Origin of the sequence: Pseudarthrobacter siccitolerans (genome assembly GCF_030823375.1) — a bacterium.
Lineage (GTDB): Bacteria > Actinomycetota > Actinomycetes > Actinomycetales > Micrococcaceae > Arthrobacter > Arthrobacter siccitolerans_A.
The window spans coordinates 2152284-2171904 of record NZ_JAUSXB010000001.1 but is presented as its reverse complement, the minus strand read 5'-3'; the positions used below and the strand labels follow the sequence as shown (position 1 = coordinate 2171904).

The following is a 19621-nucleotide window of genomic DNA, read 5'->3' as shown; positions in this document are numbered from 1 at the left end:
CTAAAGGGCAGAAAGCGCTTTCCCTCCTGCTTCACACCGCCCGAACCACCCAGAAAGGTTCGATTGCGACGGGGAGTGAAACGTTTCAACTGTCGTGCCGCAGACTCAGCTGCCGACGCATCAAAGGAGATGTCCTTTTGCTTTATCACCCGAAATGTTCCCCCGCATCCCGGGCCGGCCGTGCCTGGAAAGCGGCTCCCCTTGCCGCAGCAGCATCGCTGACGGCCGCCGCACTCGCTTTTACCGGCCTCCCCCTGGCCCAGGCAAACCCCGGCACTGCGCCGGCTCAGTCGGGCACAGAACTCAAGCGTCAGATGGAGAACCTGGACCGCGCTCCTGTGGCGGTGCTGACGGACCAGGGCGTTACCCTGGGCTGGCGGATGCTGGGCCTGGACAAGGACAGCGTTGGCTTCCATGTGATCCGCGACGGCGTCCAGCTCACCGATGAGCCCATCCGCGATACCACCACTTACGTTGACCCGGCGGGTACGGCAGCGCCGAAGTACGTCATCAAAACGGTGGGCAACGGCAACGGGCAGGACAAGCTCAGCGCCGAGTTCACGCCGCTCGCCCAGAACTACCTGGCCATCAAGCTGGACAAGCCGGCCGACGGCGTCAGCAAGGATGGAAAGCCCTACAGCTACACGGCCAACGACTCGAGCGTCGCAGACCTGGACGGCGACGGCACCTACGAAATCATCCAGCTCTGGAACCCCACCAATGCGCAGGACAACTCGAAGTCCGGCTACACCGGCAACGTGTACGTGGACGCCTACAAGATGGACGGTAACAAGCTGTGGCGCATCGACCTGGGCCGCAACATCCGCGCCGGCGCCCACTACACCCAGATCCTCGCGTACGACTTTGACGGCGACGGCAAGGCCGAGGTGTCCCTGAAGACGGCGGACGGCACCACGGACGGATCCGGGACGGTCATCGGTGATGCTGCCGCAGACTACCGGAACAGCGCCGGCTACGTCCTGTCCGGACCGGAATTCCTTACCGTGTTCAACGGCGCCACCGGAACCATTATGGACACCGTGCCTTACGACCCGCCGCGCGGTTCGGTGGCGGCCTGGGGCGATAACTACGGCAACCGCGTGGACCGCTTCCTGGCCGGCGTCGCCTACCTCGACGGCGAACACCCCTCCATGATGTTCAGCCGCGGCTACTACACCCGCGCGGTCCTGGTCACTTACGACCTGGTGGACGGCAAGCTGGTGAAGCGCTGGACCTTTGACTCGGACGTTGAGGGAGCCCAGTACAAGGGCCAGGGCAACCACAACCTCTCGGTGGCTGACGTGGACCAGGATGGCAAAGACGAGTTCGTCTTTGGTTCGATGACCATCGACGACAACGGCAAGCCCCTCTACAACACCGGGCTCGGCCATGGCGACGCGATCCACACGAGCGATTGGGATCCGTCCCGCCCGGGCCTGGAAACCTTCGCAGTGCACGAGAGCATGAGCCAGAGTGGCAACCGCGGCGCCACCTTCCGCGACGCCGCCACGGGTGAAATCCTTTGGAGCATTCCTGCCACCCGTGACACGGGCCGCGGGGCGGTCGGTGACATCGATCCCCGCCACGCAGGGGCCGAAGCATGGGCCGTTGGCGGCGACGCTGCCTGGAACTCCCCGGTTGGATACCTGATGTCCGCGAAGGGGGAACGGATTTCCGAGAAGATCCCGGCCGCCAACTTTATGGCCTGGTGGGACGGCGACCTGCTGCGCGAAATTGTTGACCATGACTTCGACGCCGCCACGCAGGTGGGCGTTCCCACCGTTTCGAAGTGGAACTGGGAAACCGAATCCAGCGACCGGCTCCTGACCGCCGCCGGTGCAAGGACCAACAATGGCACCAAGGGCAACCCGTCGATGCAGGCGGACCTCCTGGGTGACTGGCGGGAGGAGCTGGCCTACCCGTCGTCGGACAGCACTGAGCTGCGGATCTACACCAGCACCTCGCCCACTGAGGTCCGGCTCCGCACCCTGATGCACGATCCCATGTACCGGACGGGTGTGGCCCGCGAGAGCGTTGCCTACAACCAGCCGCCGCACCCGAGCTTCTTCATCGGTGAGGGCATGGAGACGCCGGCCGCGCCGTCAGTCTTCTACGCCGGCGCTGACGAGAAGTAGCAACAAGCAGCAACGGCAAAGCGCCGCCCGCCTCGGGGGAGAGGCGGGCGGCGCTTTGCTTTTCCTTGGAACATCCGGTTATCGGGGAACCTCCGACGCCGAAACGTTCGACGCCGGGATGTTCCTCAGGCGGTCGGGTTCCGGTCAGTGCTGGCCGAGGTTGCCACCGAGGGGCGGCAGGCCGCCGTCGGGCCGGCGCTCATTTTCGGCCCGCTCGCCGGCGCTCAAGTTCTCGCCCTCAAGCGTCTCGTCCGACTCGCCGGTGGTGTCCACTAGGCCATTCGTCTGGTCGAAGGCGTGTCCCACCCTGTCATCGCCCAGGTCCGCGACTGAACCGGTGGAGCCGGCTGCCGCCGTCGTGCCTGTTGCTGACATGCCCGCTCCGGCGGTGCCCATTGTTGAGGTGCCCGTGCCCGTGCCGGTGGCTGCGGCATCGGTGGTTGTGTCGGTCGTCAGCGGCGTGACGGTGACGGGTTCTCCGGGAACCACGGGAGTTACCGTTTCGTCGGCCGCCTCCGTTGTGCCCTTGTTGGTGCCGGCAGCCATGGCGGCGGCTGCGCCTGCTACCGCGGCAACGCCAACGCCTGCAGCAACCTTGCCGGATACGCCGGCCTTGCCGGAGTCGCCGCGTGATCCTGCCGCATCCTCGACGCCCGGCGTGCCGACGGGGGCTCCGGAGCTGACGCTGCCGCGCCACGCGCCGCTGGCATAGCCCTCGTCCTCAATGAATTCCTTGAACCGCTTCAGGTCTGCCTCGGCCTGGCGGTCCACCACGTTGAGCTTGTCGCCCACCTTTTCGATCAGTCCTTCGGGCTCGTATTCGAGCGTCAGTTGGATGGAGGTCTGGCCGCCGCCCACGTCCTCGAAGTCCACGGCGCCTGCGTTCGTGGCGCCTTCCGTGGCCGCCCAAGCTACTTTGCGGTCCGGAATCTGTTCCAAAATCCTGGCTTCCCACTCCCTGCGGACGCCGCCGATCTCGGCCACCCACTGCAACCGGTCGTCACTGAGCTGCGTAACGCTCTTGACGCCACCCATAAAGTGCGGGAATTCCTCGAACTGGGTCCACTGGTTGTAAGCGGTGCTTACCGGTACGTTCACCAGAATGCGTTTTTCCACCTTCGTGCTCATAACGTCTCCTTCGCTTTCTTACCGGAAGCTGATGAGTCGGTAAAAATCATCAGCATGCTTACCAACATACCTTTTGGGCGGGCGGGTTTCCAGAGTCGAAAGTAGGACGGCGGAACTTGGCGGCGGAATGCGGATGTTAGAGCTAGCGCAGGTGCTTGCCGATCAGCGCCAGGTTCTGGATCACGGCGAGGCCGAACTGGGACGTGTCGTTCGTGGATACGGTGGGTGCCTCGTCCACGGGCAGCAGCACATGCGGCGGTTCAATGGTCCGCAGCGTGAAGGCCGACTCGTGGTTCAGGTGCTCCCCGCCCTCGGCAAAGCTTTCCCATGCCCGGGCGGCCAGGTCCGGATCGTCCAGCCGAGCGGCCGCATACGCAGTCAGCCGGCTGTGCGCCTGGGTGAGGTAGACGCCCGCCAGCGGCTGGCCCACTGCCTCCACCTGCTCCTCCTTTGTAGCCAGGAAGATCCGGCAGTACTGCAGCCACGCCCGTTCAAAGTCCGGGTCCGGGACCAGGTCCACCAGTTCGCTGCAGATTTCCACCAGGCCGAACACGGCGCTCAGATGGGACACCTGGATCAGTTCGCGGCCGGTATCGAACCGTCCCATGTCCAGGTCGTACAGGGCCTCGCCCGTGAGGAAGCCGTACTTGAGGGCGCCGATGTCTGCCATGGTGCCCAGGAGCCGGTCGCGGGAGCGCGGGTTCCCGGTGCGCTCCCAGTCTGTGAGCCAGGTGGCTGCAAGAGATCCCCAGTCCGTGCCGAGCCCCACGCCCAGGGCGTTCCGGTTCGGCCGGTAGGTGTCAGCGTCCGGCCGAACCTTCCGTACGGGATCCAGCCCCAGGAAGTTCTGGTCGCTGTCCACCAGTTCGGTGAGCAGGTCTCCCGTGCGCTCGTCCGCCGTCAGGTAGTAGTAGAAGCGGCGGTAGGCGGGCGTGCTGATCCGGAGCTGCTTGGCGCTGCAGCCCCAGTGCTGGACGTTGTGCCGGGAGCCGAGGCCGCGCCACGGTCCGAGATGGTAGACGTCCACCTCGCCGGTGTGCCGGGTCATGGCCTCGGCAAAGCGGAAGATGTCCGCCCGGCCCGAGCGCAGGTACGAGTACCAAAGCCAAAGGTCCGGGGAGAGCTCGGAGTTGTCCCATGCGTAGCCCCCTACGTCGTACCGCCACACGTGGCGGTCGTGGTCGTAGGTGTGCATCACGTCGCCGTAGTTCCAGAAGCCGTACCAGCGCCGCTGCTCCACTTGGCCGGCATAGAAGTCGAAGAGGAAATCCAGATGGTCTTCCAGCCCGGCGCGGGCAGGTGTGCTGCGGTCCACAGGGTCCCAGTCGCCGAAGACGCCCACGGAATGCAGGTACCCGGGGGTGGCCTGCAGCAGGGCGGGGGCGGAAGCCGCGGCGGCGTCGGCGGCGAGGCTTTCCGTGGCCGGGGTGGATTCGTACGCGAAGAGGGTCAACTCATGTGTGCGGGCGATGCCGGTTGCGTTGCCGAAGCCCGGCTCGTAGTCCTCGTAGGTGATCTCAAGCCCCTCGAGCTGTTCCTCGAAGGTGTCCTGGCCCAGCCCGTCGTGGTAGAAGCGCAGGTCCATTGGCTGCGCCTCCGGGGAGTACAGCCAGGCCGTAAGGGAAGCTTCCGCCGTGGCCGCGTTGCGGATGTCCAGCTGGCCCGGATGGGATTGCCAGAAGTCCTTGACGCCCACCCCGAACCCGCCGCGGGCATCCGTCAGGGAACAGAATCCGGCCGACCTGGTCCCGCCGGAGATGCCCACCCAGGCATGGCCCGTTGCGGTGCGTTTGCGCAGTTCGAAGCCGTCCGCGCTGAGCTGGGTTAGCGTGTAGTCGTTCCAGGCGGGGATCAGGTGCAGGCGTTCTGACACCTCGGGGTTCCACTCGGCCAGGGGAGGGGTGGCACGGCCGTCCAGCTGCGCGCGGCGGACCTCCCCGCCCGGGTCCCGGCGGAGGCCTGTCAGCCCGCGGACACCTTCGAGCAGGAATCCGCCGTCCGCACCGGCAATCCGGACGTGCCGGTCATGGAGCTCAGCCTCAAGCGGCACGCTGAACCGGACGCCGAGCCCGGCCAGGAAGTCCTGCTCCGCATCGCCATCCCAGATGAACGAATGCACCATCCTGACGCTGCGGGCGTTGGCGTAGAAATAGAACCGGACCACGAACGGCAGCCAGCTCTGTTTGCCGCTGCCCGCTGCGTCCGGGCGGTGGTGCCCCTCCAGCCGCACCACGGCGCGTACGGGACCGTCCTGTTCAAGCACAACGGCGGTGACCTCGCCGGTGAAGGCCTCGCGGCTTGCCGTCCCGGCGCCCTCCGTAACGTTGTCCTGCAGGAGGCTGACCAGGCGCGCGTTCCGTGCTACCTCGATGCCGCCGCGGGTGAGGCTGGTAAAGAGGTGCGAGCCGCCGCGGTCGATCACCATCTGCAGTGTGCCGGTGTCCACGGTGAGCGCCTCGGCGGTTTCGGTGACGGTGACTCTGGTGGCGCCCGACGGCGGGAGGCTGGCTTCGCGGGCTGACGCACCGCCGTCGGCGGTCACCCCGTAGGCCCGGGAGGGTGCATCCGTGGCAGGGAGGGCGATCCCGGCCCACTTCAGGGAGCCGTCAGGCCAGGTGGCCAGGGGCCAGGCCTGGCTGGCCACAATTTCTCCGCCGGCGTCCCGGACCGAAATCCCGCCTGAATCCGTTACCGTTCCTCGGGCAAAAGGCATGCCCCACGTCGTTCCGCCGCTGATCTCCGCAGGTGCCTCGCCGTCGATCCACCTGATGAGGGTCTTGTCCGTCATGTGATCCAATTCCGCTGGTGATTGATGCGCCAGTAATCGCCGCCCGTGGCGGGAAAGCGCTTTCTCAGTGCGGGTTAAAACCTAGTGTGCGCGACGGTGCGCAGGCAAGGGGTAGCCGGGATGTGGCAAATGTACGGGCGGTGCCGCTATGGGCGCGCGGCTATTCGGTCTTGCCTGCAGCCGGAATGTCCGGCACGTCCGGCAAATCTGCCCCTTCGGCCGGATCCTGGGTGTGGACCCTGATTTCCGAGACGTCCGCATCCGGGTCGCCCTCGGCGGGTGCCTCCGTATGGACCCGCTCATCCTGCATTGGATTCTCGCTCATGACTGCTCCTGACCGGGCCGTGAACTCCGCTACAGATCATTCAGCGCTCCCCGGCCCGGCCTGTCAAGGATCTTCCCTGCTCTGGCCGGGGCCCCCTCTTCTGTGCTGGACTGGTGGTGCAGTGGCACCAAGCGCCGTCCAGCCACGGGCGGCACCTTTTCCAAACAGAACATGGACGGCCGGGCGCTGCCCGGCCCTTGGAAGGAACACTCATGGCACCGTTCAAGATCGGATACTTCGTGGGGAGCCTCGCTACCGGCTCCATCAACCGGGTCCTCTCCCAGGCATTGATCAAACTGGCTCCCGAGGACCTGGAGTTCACGGAGATCCCCATCAAGGACCTACCCCTCTACAGCTACGACTACGACGCCGACTTTCCGCCGGCAGGCCGCGCCCTCAAGGAGGCAATTGAAGCTTCCGACGGAATCCTGATCGTGTCCCCGGAGTACAACCGTTCCATTCCCGGCGCCCTCAAAAACGCTATCGACTGGGCCTCACGTCCGTGGGGGAGCAATTCGTTCGCCCGCAAGCCCACCGGCATTATTGGTGCCTCGGTGGGCAGCATCGGCACCGCAGTGATGCAGTCCTCGTTCCGCAGCGTCCTCAGCTTCCTGGACGCTCCGCAGTTGAACGCCCCGGAAGCCTATATCCACTTCAACCCTGAGGTGTTCGGCGACAACGGCGAGGTCAAGGACGAGGGGACCGCGAAGTTCCTGCGCCACTTCATGGACGAATACGGCGCCTTCGTGGCCCGCGTCCTGGCCGCCAACGCACCCGGCCACATCGGCGACCTCGAACCCGACGCGGAGAAGCTTTCCCGGTAAGTCGGGGGTTCCTGTCTCAGGGAGCCAGGCGTACGGATGCCCGCCGTCCCAGCAACGGCGGGCATCCGAGCTTTTAGTCCAGCGGCATGGTTACCGTGACGCTGGTGCCCTGCCCGGGGGCGGAGCAGATGTCTATGGTTCCGCCGGCCTCATGAACGGCCACGGACATCAGCCGCAGGCCGTAGCCGTGGTGCCGGCCGCATTTGGCGAGGTCGCTGTCAAAGCCGTTGCCGTCGTCGGACACCACCAGGCGGATTCCGTGGTCCACAGCGGCGAGCTGCAGGTTGAGCTGCGAGGCCTGGGCATATTTGAAGGCGTTGCTGAGCGCTTCGCGGGCCGACTGGTAGAGAAGGGTGGCGCAATCTGACGGGATCTCGATGCCCCAGTGCGGGGTATCCCAGCGGATGGCGGTCCCGCGCTGGCGGAGGGGCCCGGTGAGCCGGTCGATGCAGCCGGCCAGCCCCAAAGCGTAGAAGTCGAGCGGATGCTGATCCGTGAGCAAGCCTCCCTCGGCGGTTACTTGATCAGAATCTACTTCGTTTCCCATGACTCCCTGCTCCCCACAAGCTGATTTGGTCCGATGCCTCCAGCGTGGACCTGCAAGGTCAATGGGCAGCAAGGTTTCCCTCAAGATCGCATCAATTCTGCGCGGCGGACGGGTCGCACGGATTGTGTGCACCATTGCAAGCGGGGCCATTCCCGCTTCCGATGGCCGGCCGTGGCTCCGGTTGTCGTTTTCAACGGGTCCTGCCTCAACTCGGCCGCCTGCCGTTCCGGGCCGGAGCCTGTACTACGCTGGGCTTTTTGAGGGTTGGCCGGCTTGGGGTGCCGGCAGCCGTGACGAGACAGACCCCTGCTGGGGCCGGGAAGCGGGAACATGCCGGTATGGGTGCAGGCACTGTTATGGGGCACGGCCGCCGGGGCTGCACTGGTCCTGGGCGCGGCGTTGTCCTGGCGGTGGAAGCTGCCGCCCAAGCTGGTGTCCTCGATCATGTCGTTCGGCGCCGGGGTGCTGATTTCCGCCCTTGCCTTCGAACTGGTGGACGAGGCCGTGCAGGGCGGCGGACTCTGGCCGACGGCCGTGGGCTTCCTGGCGGGAGCAGTGGTGTACGTCGGGGCCAACATGCTGCTGGCGCGGGCAGGCGCCAAGCACCGCAAACGCTCCGGGGACCAGCAGCCGTCCGAGGCCGATGATCCCGGCAGCGGCACTGCCATTGCGGTGGGCGCACTGCTGGATGGGGTACCGGAATCGGTGGTTCTTGGCGTGGGGATGCTGGCGGGCGGCGCGGTGAGCCCGGCAATGATGGTGGCCGTGTTCATCTCCAACGTCCCCGAGGGGCTGTCCGGAACCGCGGGAATGAAGAAAGCCGGCAGGGGCGCCGGTTACGTCTTCGGCCTCTGGGGAGGCATCGCCCTGCTCAGCGGGGTGGCCTCACTCATTGGCTACACAGCCCTGGAGAACGCGCCGGGCGAGCTGGTGGCGTTCATTACCGCTGTGGCTGCCGGGGGAATCCTGGCCATGCTGGCGGACACCATGATCCCGGAGGCTTTCGAGGAACACCATAACCTCACAGGGCTCACGGCGTCGGTAGGCTTCCTGACCGCCTTCACCGTTCACCACCTCGGGGGATAGGACGACGGCGGGACGCGGCACACTGCCGCGTCCCGCCGTCGTCAGTGCTTTGGTCAGAGGCCCTGCCGGGCCAGGTCCTCCGCCACGAGGCGTGCCAGTTCGGTGGCGCCGGCGCGGTTGGGGTGCAGCGTATCGCCGGTCATGAACAGGGCCAGTGTTGCCTCCGGACCGATCCCGGTGAAGTACTCGGAGGCCAGGACATTAAGGTCCACCAGATGCACGCCTTCCTCCTGGGCCAAGGCCACGATGGAGTGGCGGTACCAGCGGTCCACGGAGGAGTGGACGCCGTCTACAAAGTCGGTGGCCCGGCCCTGCGGCGTGACCAGGACGGGAGTGGCCCCGGTGGCTGCAACCTGCCGGATCATGTCCCGCATGATCTCCTTGAACTCCGCCTCGGTGGTGGCGTTCTTGGCGGCGGTGTCGTTGATGCCCATTTCCAGCAGGAACAGGTCGCCTGGCTTGCTGTACTGCAGGATCGCCTCAAGCTGGCCGTCGTTACGGAAGCCGCGGGCGATCTGTCCGCCGGTCGCGATGTTCCGGACGTTGAAAGCTTCAGGATCCACAAACTGCGGCAGCGTCTGGCCCCAGCCGCCCTGGGCGCTTGTTTCCAGCGGGTAGTAGCTGGCGACCGTGGAGTCACCGCCAACCCAGATAGTTGGGTCCATTTCAGGATGGCGCGAAACCTTCTCGATCTCCACCGAGCTCAGCGTAAAGGCCGTGCCAACCTTGCCTTCGGTGACCAGCAGGTTCAACTGGCCATCCGTCACGGGAATCTCGAAGGAAGCCGTGGCCCCGTTGCCCGTCAGGTTCATCTCCTGGAACACGCCCTCGGCCGCGATGCTGGCCCGTGAAGTGTCGCCCAGTGTGACCGATACCTTGTACAGGCCCTCCTTGAGGTCCACGTTGAACGTGTTGGTGCTCTTGGTGCCGAACTCAAGGAAGCGGACGGCGTCGCTCCCGGCTCCGGTGCCTTTCGCCGGTACGTTCGCCATGTGCTCGGGAGTGTTGAAGCCGTAGCGGATTTCCGGGCTGTACGAGTCTGTCGCGCTGACGCCGATGTAGCCCGGTTCCACCGGACCGCCGCCGAAATCGAATTTGTAGTTGCTCGGCTCCGCGTAGGCAGCGGGCGCGTTGAGGGTCAGGCCTGCGCCGGTGGCCAGGGCGGCGGTGGCGAGGCAGCAGGCCAGAACCTTCAGGAGCGGTTGATGGGAGGGGTGGGGCGAATTGGGTTCGGTCACGTTCATCTCCTTTGATGACGGGTGGAAGCGAGGCCCCGACGTCGTGTTTTTGTATCGATTCAAAGAGGGGGCAAGCCGCCCGTTGCGTTGGAATGGGGGGCGCGGATATCGGAGTCATTCATACCTGCGTTACAAAATTTGTAACAGCTTGAAACAGGGGAAGTCAAGAGATTTTGGTAGTTCCATCTGCCTTTTTGTTCCAGAATGTAGCCCGGATTTCCTGCCGACGGAACAAATTTTCGTGCTGTCCCGGCGCCTTTCGCGCCGGGGGCTGTTAGCGTGGAGGCCCAGCCATTGAAGGAGGAACAATGACGATCAACTCACCCGACTCCCTTCCTGACGACGAGCTGCAGGGCGGTGAACAGGGTTCCAAAGGCAAGAACGACGGCGGTGTTCCCGGCGGCGCGGATGGCGTGGGCATCGGCGCCGATGGGGAACCCAACACCTTCGAGCCCGAAGAGGATCCGGACGCAACCAGCGACCCCGAGGCCGACTGAACCAGCGCCATTCCAGCTGCCGGAAACGGTCCCGGCTCAAGGTTCAATCAAGAATCGGCCGATAGTGGCAATATTTACCGCCGGCCAGGTTACCAGCCGGTAGATTTCTGTCTGCTTCCAGTTTTTCCCCAAAGCGGAAGCACAAGGGAAGCCCCCGCGCTGGAGCGCGACTCGCGCGGGGGCTTTCCGTCATTCACCACTGGAAGAGAGCATGGATTCACGCAATTTCAGCGGCCCTCCCAAACCTGATTCAGGCCCGGGCAGCGCCGGCGGCCTGCGCCTCCTCCGCGTGGAGGGTGACGGGGTTGCCCGTGGAAACGCCCATGGAGAGGAGTTCCGGGATCTCATCGGTGACGCGATGGAGCGGTGGCGGGAATCTCTGGCCCTCCGCGAGAACATGGCGGCCAAAGAGTACATCGAGGATTTTCTGTCCTCCACCGGATTCGCGGCCAGCGCCAAGGAGTTAAGCCCTGATCTCTTCGCGGAGGTCGAAGGAATTGCGGCAGGCAGCGGCCAGCCTGTCGACGATGTTCTTGTGTACAACCTGATGGATGAGGAATGGCGCTACGAGAGGGATCCCAACATCGGGTGCAGCACCATCGGCACATTCATTCAGGACGGCGGCAAGAACACTGCCACTGCCGTGCTGGGACAGAACATGGACCTGCCTGCCGCGATGGGTGGATCACAGATTGTTCTGCAGATTGAAAGTGGGGACGGCCCGGACCAGATTGTCCTTTCAGGCGCAGGCATGATCGGACTTCTGGGCGTGAATGCTGCAGGCCTGGGAGTCTGCGTTAACACCTTGCGGGCACTTCCGGCAGCCACAGAAGGCCTTCCTGTCGCATTTGTCATCCGGGAACTGCTGTTACGCCGGGATGCTGCGGCTGCTTCGGATTATCTTGCATCGATTCCGCACGCCTCTGGCCAGCATTACGCCCTGGGGGACCCTATGGGCATCCGGGGTTACGAGTGCTCCTCAGAAGGATGTGTTGCCGGCCCCGCCAGCAGGAACCTTCTCCACACGAACCATATTCTGTGGTCGCCGTATGAGGACGATGCCAACCAGGGCCTGCACGCTTTTGAAGCCCATGGGACCCATACCCGGATGTCCGGCCTGCAGGGCGGCCTGGACCAGATCAGAAGCTTGGGCGACATGCAGAGGCTTCTCAGCGCGACCGATAACGGTCTCTGCGTGCTGCCCACGCCCGCGCGGCCGGCCGAGACCTTTTGCGCAGCCGAGTTCCTGCTGACTGCGCCCCCGGTGGTCCGGATCGCACCGGGACGGCCGGACCAAACGCGATGGCACACCATCGAGTGGAATGACGCGGGTTATCTGCGCGGTGGCGCTAACTAGGAGGCCGGCATGAACCTTGTCACTCAAATAGCGGCAGGGGTCTACGCTGTTAGCCTCGTAGCCGTCGGGACGCTGGAAATCTTCTTCCACGGGGATCAACGATTCCGTTCCATCTTCTACGTGAAACCGGGAACCGAAGGTGCCGTCCGCATGTGGGCGATGAATGTTGGCATGTACAACATCCTGACCGCGCTTGGGATCGGGGTCGGGATCTGGCTTGCCAACTCGGGCGGTGAGGCCCGGGCTGCAGGAATTGGCATCGTCCTCGTCGCGCTCGCCGCACACCTCATCCTCGGCCCGTGGCTGTGGGTGACCGAGCACCGCCTGTGGCGGAGTGCGATCGGTCAAGCATCGCTGCCTCTCATCGGGATCGTCGCGTTCCTCGTCGCTGGCTGATTCAGGAAGCTGGCACGTCGCCTCGCCATCACCGTGAGTTCAGGTTCTTCTCCGACCCTTGCCTGAACCCTTCGCTCTGCGTTTTCTCATCGGCAACCCTCACCCCGTAGTGATAAGCAAGTTTCCCGCCGAGGTAGCCGGACGCCCCGACGATCAGGTAGCCCACCACGCTGAGAACGAAGGGAAGGAAGCTGAAGTCCTGCTTGTCGCTCCCGAGCCGGAGGAAAAAGCTGATGGCAAAGAGGGCGACGGCGGTCAGGTTCAGCGACATGTGGACGAGTGCTGTGCGGTGGGCGGTTGTTCCGCCCGTGAGCGTCATGAAATCCATGAGGCCAAAGACGGCGGCGGCAAGTGCCCCGAGGATGCCGATTCCCACCAGCCACTGCGCACCGGTCAGGAAGGGTGCGTCGTCGCTTCCCAGCAGAGCCACGACGTCGAAAACAAGGCTCGCCGTCCACGCCCCGATGGGGATGGTTACCAGGGTGGGGTGGAGCGGGTGCCCGTAGGGTCCCGCCAGTGGGGTCTTGGGGTGCTTGGACAATTGGTGGGCGGTGGGATTTTCCATCATTGCTCCTTATTTCGGGGGTTGTTCGTTGGGTTGAGGACGGGCGGGTTGTCGCGGAGGGCAAGTGCGGCCTGCGCCAGCGCGGAATGCGTGAGGGCTTGCGGAAAGTTGCCGAGAAACAAGCCGGAGGTCGGGTCCATCTCCTCGCTGAAGAGTCCCAGCGGTGAGCCCTTCTCCAGCAGCGCCTCGAACAGGGCGGAGGCTTCCTCGTGCTGGGCGGTATTGGCCAGGGCCTGCACCAGCCAGAAGGAACAGGGCAGGAACGCCCCCTCCGTCCCCGGGAGGCCATCCTGTCCCGGCGGATAGCGGTAGAGCAACGGGAAGCCTGCGGACAACTCCCTGCGGACTGCGTCGATGGTCCCCGTTAGGCGGGGCGAATCCGGCTTTTCCAGGCCCGTGAGCGGCAGGACCAGCAGGGCTGCGTCAATGTCCTGGGAACCGTAAGTGCGGGTGTACGAGTTCATGGCTTCGTTGTAGCCGTTGGTGCGGAGCTCCGCCGCGATCCGGGTCCGTTCAGTTTCCCAGCGGAGCCGGCGCCGCGTGCTGAGCCGGTGCGTGGCCGCGATGCGCAGGGCACGGTCCAGCGCGAGCCAGGCCATGACTTTGGAATGGACATGCTGGGCAGGCTCACCGCGTACTTCCCAGATGCCGGCGTCGGGCTTCTCCCACGTGGCGGCCACCAGATCCGCGAAGCCCCTCATGGCCCGCCACGTTTCCGATGTCAGCCTGCGGCCGCTCTCCACGAACGCCCAGGCGGCGTCAATGACCCAGCCGTAACCGTCGAGCTGGTGCTGTGAGGCAGCGAGGTTGCCGGTCCGCACCGGGCTGCTGCCGCCGTAGCCGGACCAGTGGGCCAGCTGCCGCTCCGCCGGAACGAGTCCTCCAGTCAGCGTGAGGAGGGCAGGCAGGTGGGGCCGCTGCAGGCGGCTGGCATGGAGGAGCCAGCCAAGGAAGTTCTCTGCTTCCTGCGTCTTGCCAGCGCGGAGGAAAGCACCGACGCCGATGCTGGCGTCCCGGGGCCAGGCGTACCTGTAGTCCCAGTTGCGTATGCCGCCAGGGTCCTCGGGCAGGGACGTGGTGGGGGCGGCCACTGGAGCTCCCGAGGGGGAGTAGGTGAGGAGCCGGAGCGTGAGCAGGCTCCGCACCACCTCCTGGCGGTACGGGATGGTTTCGTCAATCTCCTCGGTCCATGCCCGCCAGCTGGCTTCGTCCCTTGCAACGAGGTCCCACGCTGCCGCCGGATCCACGTGGATCAGGGGTTCGCCGAAGGCCAATGCCAGGACAAGTGTCAGGGGTTTTCCCGGAGTGACGTCGAAGGTAAGGGGACGCCCGGGCTCGAGTCCGAGGCGGGGGCTCGCTCCAAGGGAAGCTGCCAGGGGACCCCAGTTGCAGACGACGTCGTGCCCCCGCCGCACCCGCGGCAGGCGGTGGTTTTCGCCGACCCGCGGGTCGAAAAGTACCGTGACGGGTACCGGTGACCCTTCCGCGGACAGGCGCCTGACCAGGATGGTGGTGGGCAGCAGCTCGCCGGCCACTTCGGCGATCATGGCCTCGGTGAGAACGAGCCGGTCCTTCCCGGCCGCCCACACCGTTTCCAGCGTCGCCGTATTCTCGCGGTATTTGCGGGAAACCACCGTGGCGGGACCTGCCGGCCCTGCGAGGAACCTGCCCGCCTCCGGTCCTCCCAGCAAGGCACCAAAGAGGGGCTCGCCGTCGAACGCGGGAGCGCAGAGCCAATCCACTGACCCGCCAGCGGAGACAAGTGCGGCGGTCCGCGTATCGCCAAGGAGCCCATAGTCCGCGATGGGGGTGGGCCTTTCCTGCGCCCGGAAGGGGACGGTACGGTCAAGCTGGCGGGGGACGGGGTCCAGGTGATTAACGCTCATCGTGGCCCCAGAAGCAGCCCAAGCACTGCACCATAGATTACGTGGGCCACCACGGCCACGGCCGGCGTCTGGATGCCGTAGTTCAGGCCGAGCAGCCCGGGTGGCTCCAGCGCCGCCGTCGTACTGAGCCCCGCCCTGGTGGTTGCCATTCTCGGGTGGACGCCCGGCAGCAGGGGCAGGATGACCGTGAGTGCCACCGCAACGTGGAGCAGTCCCAGCAGGGCACCGAGCCACCAGGTTGCCTGCCCCAGGAGCGCGAACACGGCGGCGTAGCCCAGGGCGAAACCCTGCCCCGCGGCGAGATGGATAAAGAATCCCGCCACCCTGGCCTTGTCCGGGTCAGGCGTTACCAAAGTTCCCAGCACCAGCGGGAGGTCCAGCCTGGTCAGCCCCGCCATCTGGGCGGCGATCATCACCGCGGTCAGCGCGGAGGTTGCCAGCAGCCCGAACACGGCCCAGCCTTGCCAGTCCATTCCACGTCACCTGGTCCTGGCGCCTAGGTGCTGGAAGCGCCGGAACATCAGCGCCGGATCCCGCCACTGCATTGTGGACTCCTTCTAAAAGTAGATTTTCTAATTTTAGAAGGCGCAAGGCTTTTAAACAAGCAAAGTCGTTTTAGAGAGGTGTATCCAGCGTCAGCGGGCCACGCCCAGGCGTTTACGGCGCCGTCTTGATCCAATAGTGGCGCTTGCGGTTGCGGGTGTCCTCATACACGCCGCCGCCTGCGGGTCTTTAAGCTCGTCGGGGGACCAGCCGTCTGCCCCCCGGTCCGTCCTGGCGGGCACCGGCGAACTCGGCGGATGCTTCCAGCCAGGACGAGTGGAAGTTTGTTCGGGCGCACGAGTTGGGCCATCACAAGATCCTACGGTCCCTGCCATCCGTCACGAGGCAATCACCCCGTGCCTGGAGCACTCTGCCGTCCAGCCCAGCGGTGCCACCTGGACTTTCATCCGGCGCCGGCACGTGGCGCAATACCGTGGCGGCTCCATCGCCAGGCGCTCGCCGCAGCGTTGGTGAACGTCCGACGGCGGACCGCCGCCGCCGTCGGACGGCTCCCCGCAGTGCCCGCAATAGTCCCCGGTGGTTGAGCCGGGGCCCACGACCGCCGGGTTCCCTGGCCGAGCTTGCGAGGGGAGGGGGCGGTTGGGGAGCGAAACCCCGAGCGAAACCCCGGTGGTTGAGCCTGTCGAAACCCCGTTGGTTGAGCCCGTCGAAACCCCGTTGGGGAGCGAAACCAGCTTCATAGCGTCTTCTGGAGTTCCTTGATGGGCATGTTGAGGTCCACGAGCAGGTTCAGGTCCGCGGTGGCGGGGCGGCCGAGGGTGGTGAGGTAGTTGCCGACGATGACGGCGTTGATTCCGCCGAGCAGGCCGTCGCGCGTGCCGAGGTCGCCCAGGGTGAGTTCGCGTCCGCCGGCGTAACGGAGGACGGTTTTGGGCATGGCAAGGCGGAAGGCGGCGATGGCGCGGAGGGCGTCCTTGCCGTCCATAATGCCCTGGTTTTCCAGTGGGGTTCCGGGCCGGGGGTTGAGGAAGTTCAGCGGGACTTCGTGGGGTTCCAGGGCTGCGAGCTGGGCGGCGAGTTCTGCCCGCTGCTCCACGGTTTCGCCCATGCCGATCAGGGCGCCGCAGCACAGTTCCATGCCGGCGTCCTTGACCATATTGCAGGTCTCCAGCCGTTCCTCATAGGTGTGGGTGGTGACGACTTCGGGGAAGTAGCTGCGCGCTGTTTCGAGGTTGTGGTTGTAGCGGTGGACGCCCCAGTCCTTGAGCTGGTCCACCTGGCGCTGGGTCAGCATGCCCAGCGAGCAGGCGATGTTGATGTCCACTTCTTCGTTGATGCGGTCAATGGCGAACTTGATCTGGTTCATCAGCTTGATGTCGGGTCCGCGGACGGCGGCAACGATGCAGAACTCGGTGGCTCCGGTGGCGGCGGTTTCCTTGGCGGCCTTGACCAGTTCCGGGATGTCCAGCCAGACGCCGCGGACGGGGGAGTCGAAGAGCCCGGACTGGCTGCAGAAATGGCAGTCTTCAGGGCAGCCGCCCGTTTTGATGGAGATGATGCCTTCCACCTCCACGTCCTCGCCGCAGTGCCGGAGCCGGACCTGGTGCGCCAACTCCAAAGCGGCGGGAAGCGTCTCGTCCGGGAGGCGAAGGACCTCTTCGAGCTGAGCCTGGGCCAGGCCGATGCCGTCCTCGAGAACCTGCTGGCGGGCGATCTCCAGGATGTGATGGCCCTTGCTCTGATAGTCCTTGCCGACGCTCGCGGACTTCGGGCTTGTCCGTACATTTTCCTGGATCGTCATTGATTGGTCCTTTGCGCTTGCCGTGGAAGTTCTTCACAGCAGACGCTAGTTCTCCCTTGGCGGCCCCATTTTGGAGGGATTCGACAAGATTCGGACGGATCCAGTAAAGGGCAGGACCAGCTTCAGTAACGCGCGGGCTGGATTTCGGGTCAGGCCGGGATCAGTCCGCGCTCCTGCAGGTCCTGCCACAATTCCCCGGGGACCTCAGTGGACATGCGCTCGGCGCTTTGGCTGATCTGTTCCGGTTTGCTGGCTCCCACGGTGACGTTGATGACGGCGGGGTGGCGGAAGGGGAACTGGATGGCGGCCGTGGGAAGCTCGACGCCGTGTTCTTTGCAGATCCCGGCCAGCAGCCTGGCCCGTTCCAGGATCTCTTCGCTGGCTTGGGAGTAGTTGTAATGGGCATCGGAAGGCAGTTCGGGTTTGGCGAGGATGCCGGAGTTGTAAACGCCGACGCTCACCACCCCTGTGCCCAGCTCAAGGCATCGGTCCAGCAGCCCCTCGCCTGGGCGGCCGTCCGAGCCGGGCTGTTCCAGCATGGTGAACCTGCCGGCCAGCATGAGGAAATCCAGGTTTGCCGCCTCGACGCACTGGAGGGCGGCTCCGGCGGTGTTGGTCCCGACGCCGATGGCCCGCACCAGTCCTTCCGCCCGGACTTTCTCCAGGGCGGGAAGGGCGGAACTCACCGCATCTTCCATGCTGTAGACATCGGGATCGTGCAGGTAGGCGATATCGATGTAGTCCAGGCCCAACCGTTCCAGCGAGTCTTCGATGCTTCGCCTTACCCCGGCCTCGGAGGGGTCCCACTCGCGCCGCAGCGCAGCGGGCACGTCAAATCCCTCCGGGTCCCGGGCATCCTCCGTTGCAGGCGACGGCACCAGGACCCTGCCCACCTTGGTGGAGAGGACAAATTCTTGCCGGGGTTTCTTGGCCAGGACTTCGCCCATCCGCCGCTCCGAGAGGCCCAGCCCGTAGTGCGGTGCGGTGTCGAAGTAGCGGATGCCCGCGTCCCAGGCTGCCTCCAAGGTATCCGCCGCCTGCTCGTCGGAGATGGCGCGGTACAGGTTGCCTACTCCCGTACCGCCAAAGCCGAGCCGGCCAAGCTGCTCCCGTAACTGCCTGCTGTCCTGGTCCACGCACTGCTCCTTCGGTTCCGTATCCGCGATGGCAGGAGCCTAAAGAGGGAGCAGGAGACTGTCAATGAAAGCCGGGACTTCGTGTCAGGCGGCAGAACTGGCGGTTGCTGGCTTAAGCGCGATGTCCTGCCGCAGCCGTGCCGCCTGGATGACGATGGCCAAAGCGGCAAAGGCGATGATGGCGCCTGCGTAGGACTGCAGGGTGGGGACCAGTCCGAGGAGGGGCACGAGTTGGCCCGCGATGATCACGGGGACGCTGAACGCCAGATACGCGGCGGCATAGATACCTGAGAAGAGGCCGGCGCGTTGGTGCGGCTGGATGTGCGGGGCGATCAGCCGAAGCTGCCCGCCGAATGAGCCACCAAAGCCAACACCTCCGAGCACCGCGCCGATCCAGACAGCGGGCAGCCAGGTTTCATGGACTCCGAGAAGGACCATCACTATGCCGGCGAGGATGAGGATCACGCCCAGGAGGGTGCTGCGCCGTGCGGAGTGCCGCGCGAAGGCGAAACTTGAAACGGCCGCAGCGAAAGGGCCCAGAAATGAGGTGAAACCCGCAACGAGGCCGCCGTCCAGGGCAAAGTGGAGCCGGAGCACCGCCGGTGAAAGCCCAAGGAAGAGGGCTGGGAACATCCAGCCGGCGATATGTACGGGAATACCGGCCAGGAATTCGCCGCGGATAGGGGCAGGGAGCTCAACGCGGGGGGTGAGCGAGCGGAGCGCGCCGGGCCGCTTTGGGGCTGTCTCGGAAGTAAGGCTTACAAAGGCGATGGCGAGCACCATGACGGCGCTGAGGACCACGAAAATGAGCGTGTTGGCGTCAGGGGTGAACTGGACTGCCGCCCCGGCCGCAAGTGCACCGATGCCGAGGCCGCCTGCCACCGACGCTCCTGCCAGGGCGCCGGCGAATTTCTTCAGGTGGGCCGGTGCCTGCTCGGCAATGGCCGCGTTGAAGGCGCTGGTGGCCAATCCCGTGGCGAGGCCCTGGAGGGCGCGGGCGACGATGACCCAGGTGATGCTCGGCGCAAACACGAACACAATCATGGAACCCAGCTCGCCATACAAGGCGGCGAGCATTACCGGGCGGCGGCCAATGTGGTCAGAGAGCGAGCCGCCCACCAACAGCGCGGCCAGCAGTCCTAAGGCGTAGACGGAGAAGGCGATGGTGAGGGTTCCCGCCGAGAAGCCCCACTCCTGCTGGCGGAGCGAGAGGAGGGGCGTCGGGGCCCCGGCGGCGAAAAAGAATGCCCCAAAGACTGCGGCGAGTCCGGCAAAGGAAAAGCGGGGTGAGAGTACACAGGCCAAGATTGAAGTCTCCTTAGACAGAACGGTCTAACACAAATCAGTTAGACAGATCGGTTCAATGAAGTCAAGCTTTTTTAGACAGGTCTGTCTGATACGCTTTGTG

18 protein-coding genes are annotated in these 19621 nt (G+C 65.2%); 6 read left to right on the top strand and 12 right to left on the bottom strand.

Annotated features, from left to right (window positions below; all coding sequences use genetic code 11):
• The first annotated feature begins 137 nt into the window (after window positions 1-137).
• A complete protein-coding gene (locus QFZ36_RS10165; RefSeq protein ID WP_306636085.1) occupies window positions 138-2135 on the top strand; it encodes a rhamnogalacturonan lyase in 1998 nt (665 codons plus the stop codon).
• A 144-nt stretch (window positions 2136-2279) separates the two neighbouring features.
• Here QFZ36_RS10165 and QFZ36_RS10160 read toward each other — a convergent pair whose 3' ends face one another.
• The 3 genes from QFZ36_RS10160 to QFZ36_RS10150 all read right to left on the bottom strand — a co-directional run bounded on the left by QFZ36_RS10160 (window position 2280) and on the right by QFZ36_RS10150 (window position 6376).
• Entirely contained in the window at window positions 2280-3263 is a 984-nt protein-coding gene (locus QFZ36_RS10160) for an SRPBCC family protein (protein ID WP_306636083.1), read from the bottom strand.
• A 142-nt stretch (window positions 3264-3405) separates the two neighbouring features.
• Window positions 3406-6051 (bottom strand): exo-rhamnogalacturonan lyase family protein, encoded by a 2646-nt coding sequence (locus QFZ36_RS10155; RefSeq protein ID WP_306636081.1) that lies wholly within the window; start codon window positions 6049-6051, stop codon window positions 3406-3408.
• 160 nt (window positions 6052-6211) lie between these two features.
• Entirely contained in the window at window positions 6212-6376 is a 165-nt protein-coding gene (locus QFZ36_RS10150) for a hypothetical protein (protein ID WP_306636079.1), read from the bottom strand.
• Window positions 6377-6588: 212 nt separating this feature from the next.
• Here QFZ36_RS10150 and QFZ36_RS10145 point away from each other — a divergent pair, with 212 nt between their 5' ends.
• Complete coding sequence (locus QFZ36_RS10145; RefSeq protein ID WP_306636077.1) at window positions 6589-7200, top strand: NADPH-dependent FMN reductase; 612 nt, start codon at window positions 6589-6591, stop codon at window positions 7198-7200.
• A gap of 73 nt (window positions 7201-7273) precedes the next feature.
• On the opposite strand, the gene QFZ36_RS10140 is transcribed toward QFZ36_RS10145, so the two are convergent.
• Window positions 7274-7747, bottom strand: coding sequence for a sensor histidine kinase (locus QFZ36_RS10140; protein ID WP_306636075.1), 474 nt, complete (start codon window positions 7745-7747; stop codon window positions 7274-7276).
• Window positions 7748-8077: 330 nt separating this feature from the next.
• Between QFZ36_RS10140 and QFZ36_RS10135 the strand changes: the two genes are divergently transcribed.
• Window positions 8078-8833 carry a ZIP family metal transporter gene (locus QFZ36_RS10135; RefSeq protein WP_306636073.1) on the top strand — a complete coding sequence of 252 codons (756 nt, stop codon included), beginning with the start codon at window positions 8078-8080 and terminating at the stop codon, window positions 8831-8833.
• A gap of 53 nt (window positions 8834-8886) precedes the next feature.
• On the opposite strand, the gene QFZ36_RS10130 is transcribed toward QFZ36_RS10135, so the two are convergent.
• On the bottom strand, window positions 8887-10071 hold the full coding sequence (locus tag QFZ36_RS10130; RefSeq protein WP_306636071.1) for a rhamnogalacturonan acetylesterase: 1185 nt from the start codon (window positions 10069-10071) through the stop codon (window positions 8887-8889).
• 308 nt (window positions 10072-10379) lie between these two features.
• On the opposite strand from QFZ36_RS10130, the gene QFZ36_RS10125 reads away from it, so the two are divergent.
• The 3 genes from QFZ36_RS10125 to QFZ36_RS10115 all read left to right on the top strand — a co-directional run bounded on the left by QFZ36_RS10125 (window position 10380) and on the right by QFZ36_RS10115 (window position 12321).
• Window positions 10380-10568: a hypothetical protein gene (locus QFZ36_RS10125; protein WP_306636069.1), complete on the top strand. Its 189-nt coding sequence runs from the start codon at window positions 10380-10382 to the stop codon at window positions 10566-10568.
• A 211-nt stretch (window positions 10569-10779) separates the two neighbouring features.
• Entirely contained in the window at window positions 10780-11925 is a 1146-nt protein-coding gene (locus tag QFZ36_RS10120; protein ID WP_306636067.1) for a C45 family autoproteolytic acyltransferase/hydolase, read from the top strand.
• A gap of 9 nt (window positions 11926-11934) precedes the next feature.
• Window positions 11935-12321: a DUF1304 family protein gene (locus tag QFZ36_RS10115; RefSeq protein ID WP_306636065.1), complete on the top strand. Its 387-nt coding sequence runs from the start codon at window positions 11935-11937 to the stop codon at window positions 12319-12321.
• A gap of 28 nt (window positions 12322-12349) precedes the next feature.
• Here the strand turns inward: QFZ36_RS10115 and QFZ36_RS10110 are convergent, their stop codons facing one another.
• The 7 genes from QFZ36_RS10110 to QFZ36_RS10085 form a co-directional block, all read right to left on the bottom strand.
• On the bottom strand, window positions 12350-12886 hold the full coding sequence (locus QFZ36_RS10110; protein ID WP_306636063.1) for a DUF2231 domain-containing protein: 537 nt from the start codon (window positions 12884-12886) through the stop codon (window positions 12350-12352).
• Window positions 12886-14772 carry a glycoside hydrolase family 15 protein gene (locus QFZ36_RS10105; protein ID WP_306636062.1) on the bottom strand — a complete coding sequence of 629 codons (1887 nt, stop codon included), beginning with the start codon at window positions 14770-14772 and terminating at the stop codon, window positions 12886-12888. Before QFZ36_RS10105 ends, QFZ36_RS10110 begins: the two co-directional genes overlap by 1 nt.
• Entirely contained in the window at window positions 14769-15245 is a 477-nt protein-coding gene (locus tag QFZ36_RS10100; RefSeq protein WP_306636060.1) for a hypothetical protein, read from the bottom strand. The genes QFZ36_RS10105 and QFZ36_RS10100 overlap by 4 nt, the downstream gene beginning before the upstream one ends.
• Before the next feature lie 408 nt (window positions 15246-15653).
• The gene (gene bsaP / locus QFZ36_RS20980; protein WP_444964481.1) at window positions 15654-16016 is read right to left on the bottom strand and encodes a biotin synthase auxiliary protein BsaP; all 363 of its coding nucleotides are present in this window, start codon (window positions 16014-16016) and stop codon (window positions 15654-15656) included.
• Entirely contained in the window at window positions 16013-17077 is a 1065-nt protein-coding gene (gene bioB / locus QFZ36_RS10095) for a biotin synthase BioB (protein ID WP_306636059.1), read from the bottom strand. The genes bsaP and bioB overlap by 4 nt, the downstream gene beginning before the upstream one ends.
• Before the next feature lie 149 nt (window positions 17078-17226).
• On the bottom strand, window positions 17227-18213 hold the full coding sequence (locus QFZ36_RS10090; protein WP_306636057.1) for an aldo/keto reductase: 987 nt from the start codon (window positions 18211-18213) through the stop codon (window positions 17227-17229).
• Between the two features lie 84 nt (window positions 18214-18297).
• A complete protein-coding gene (locus QFZ36_RS10085; protein WP_306636056.1) occupies window positions 18298-19518 on the bottom strand; it encodes an MFS transporter in 1221 nt (406 codons plus the stop codon).
• Window positions 19519-19621: the final 103 nt, after the last annotated feature.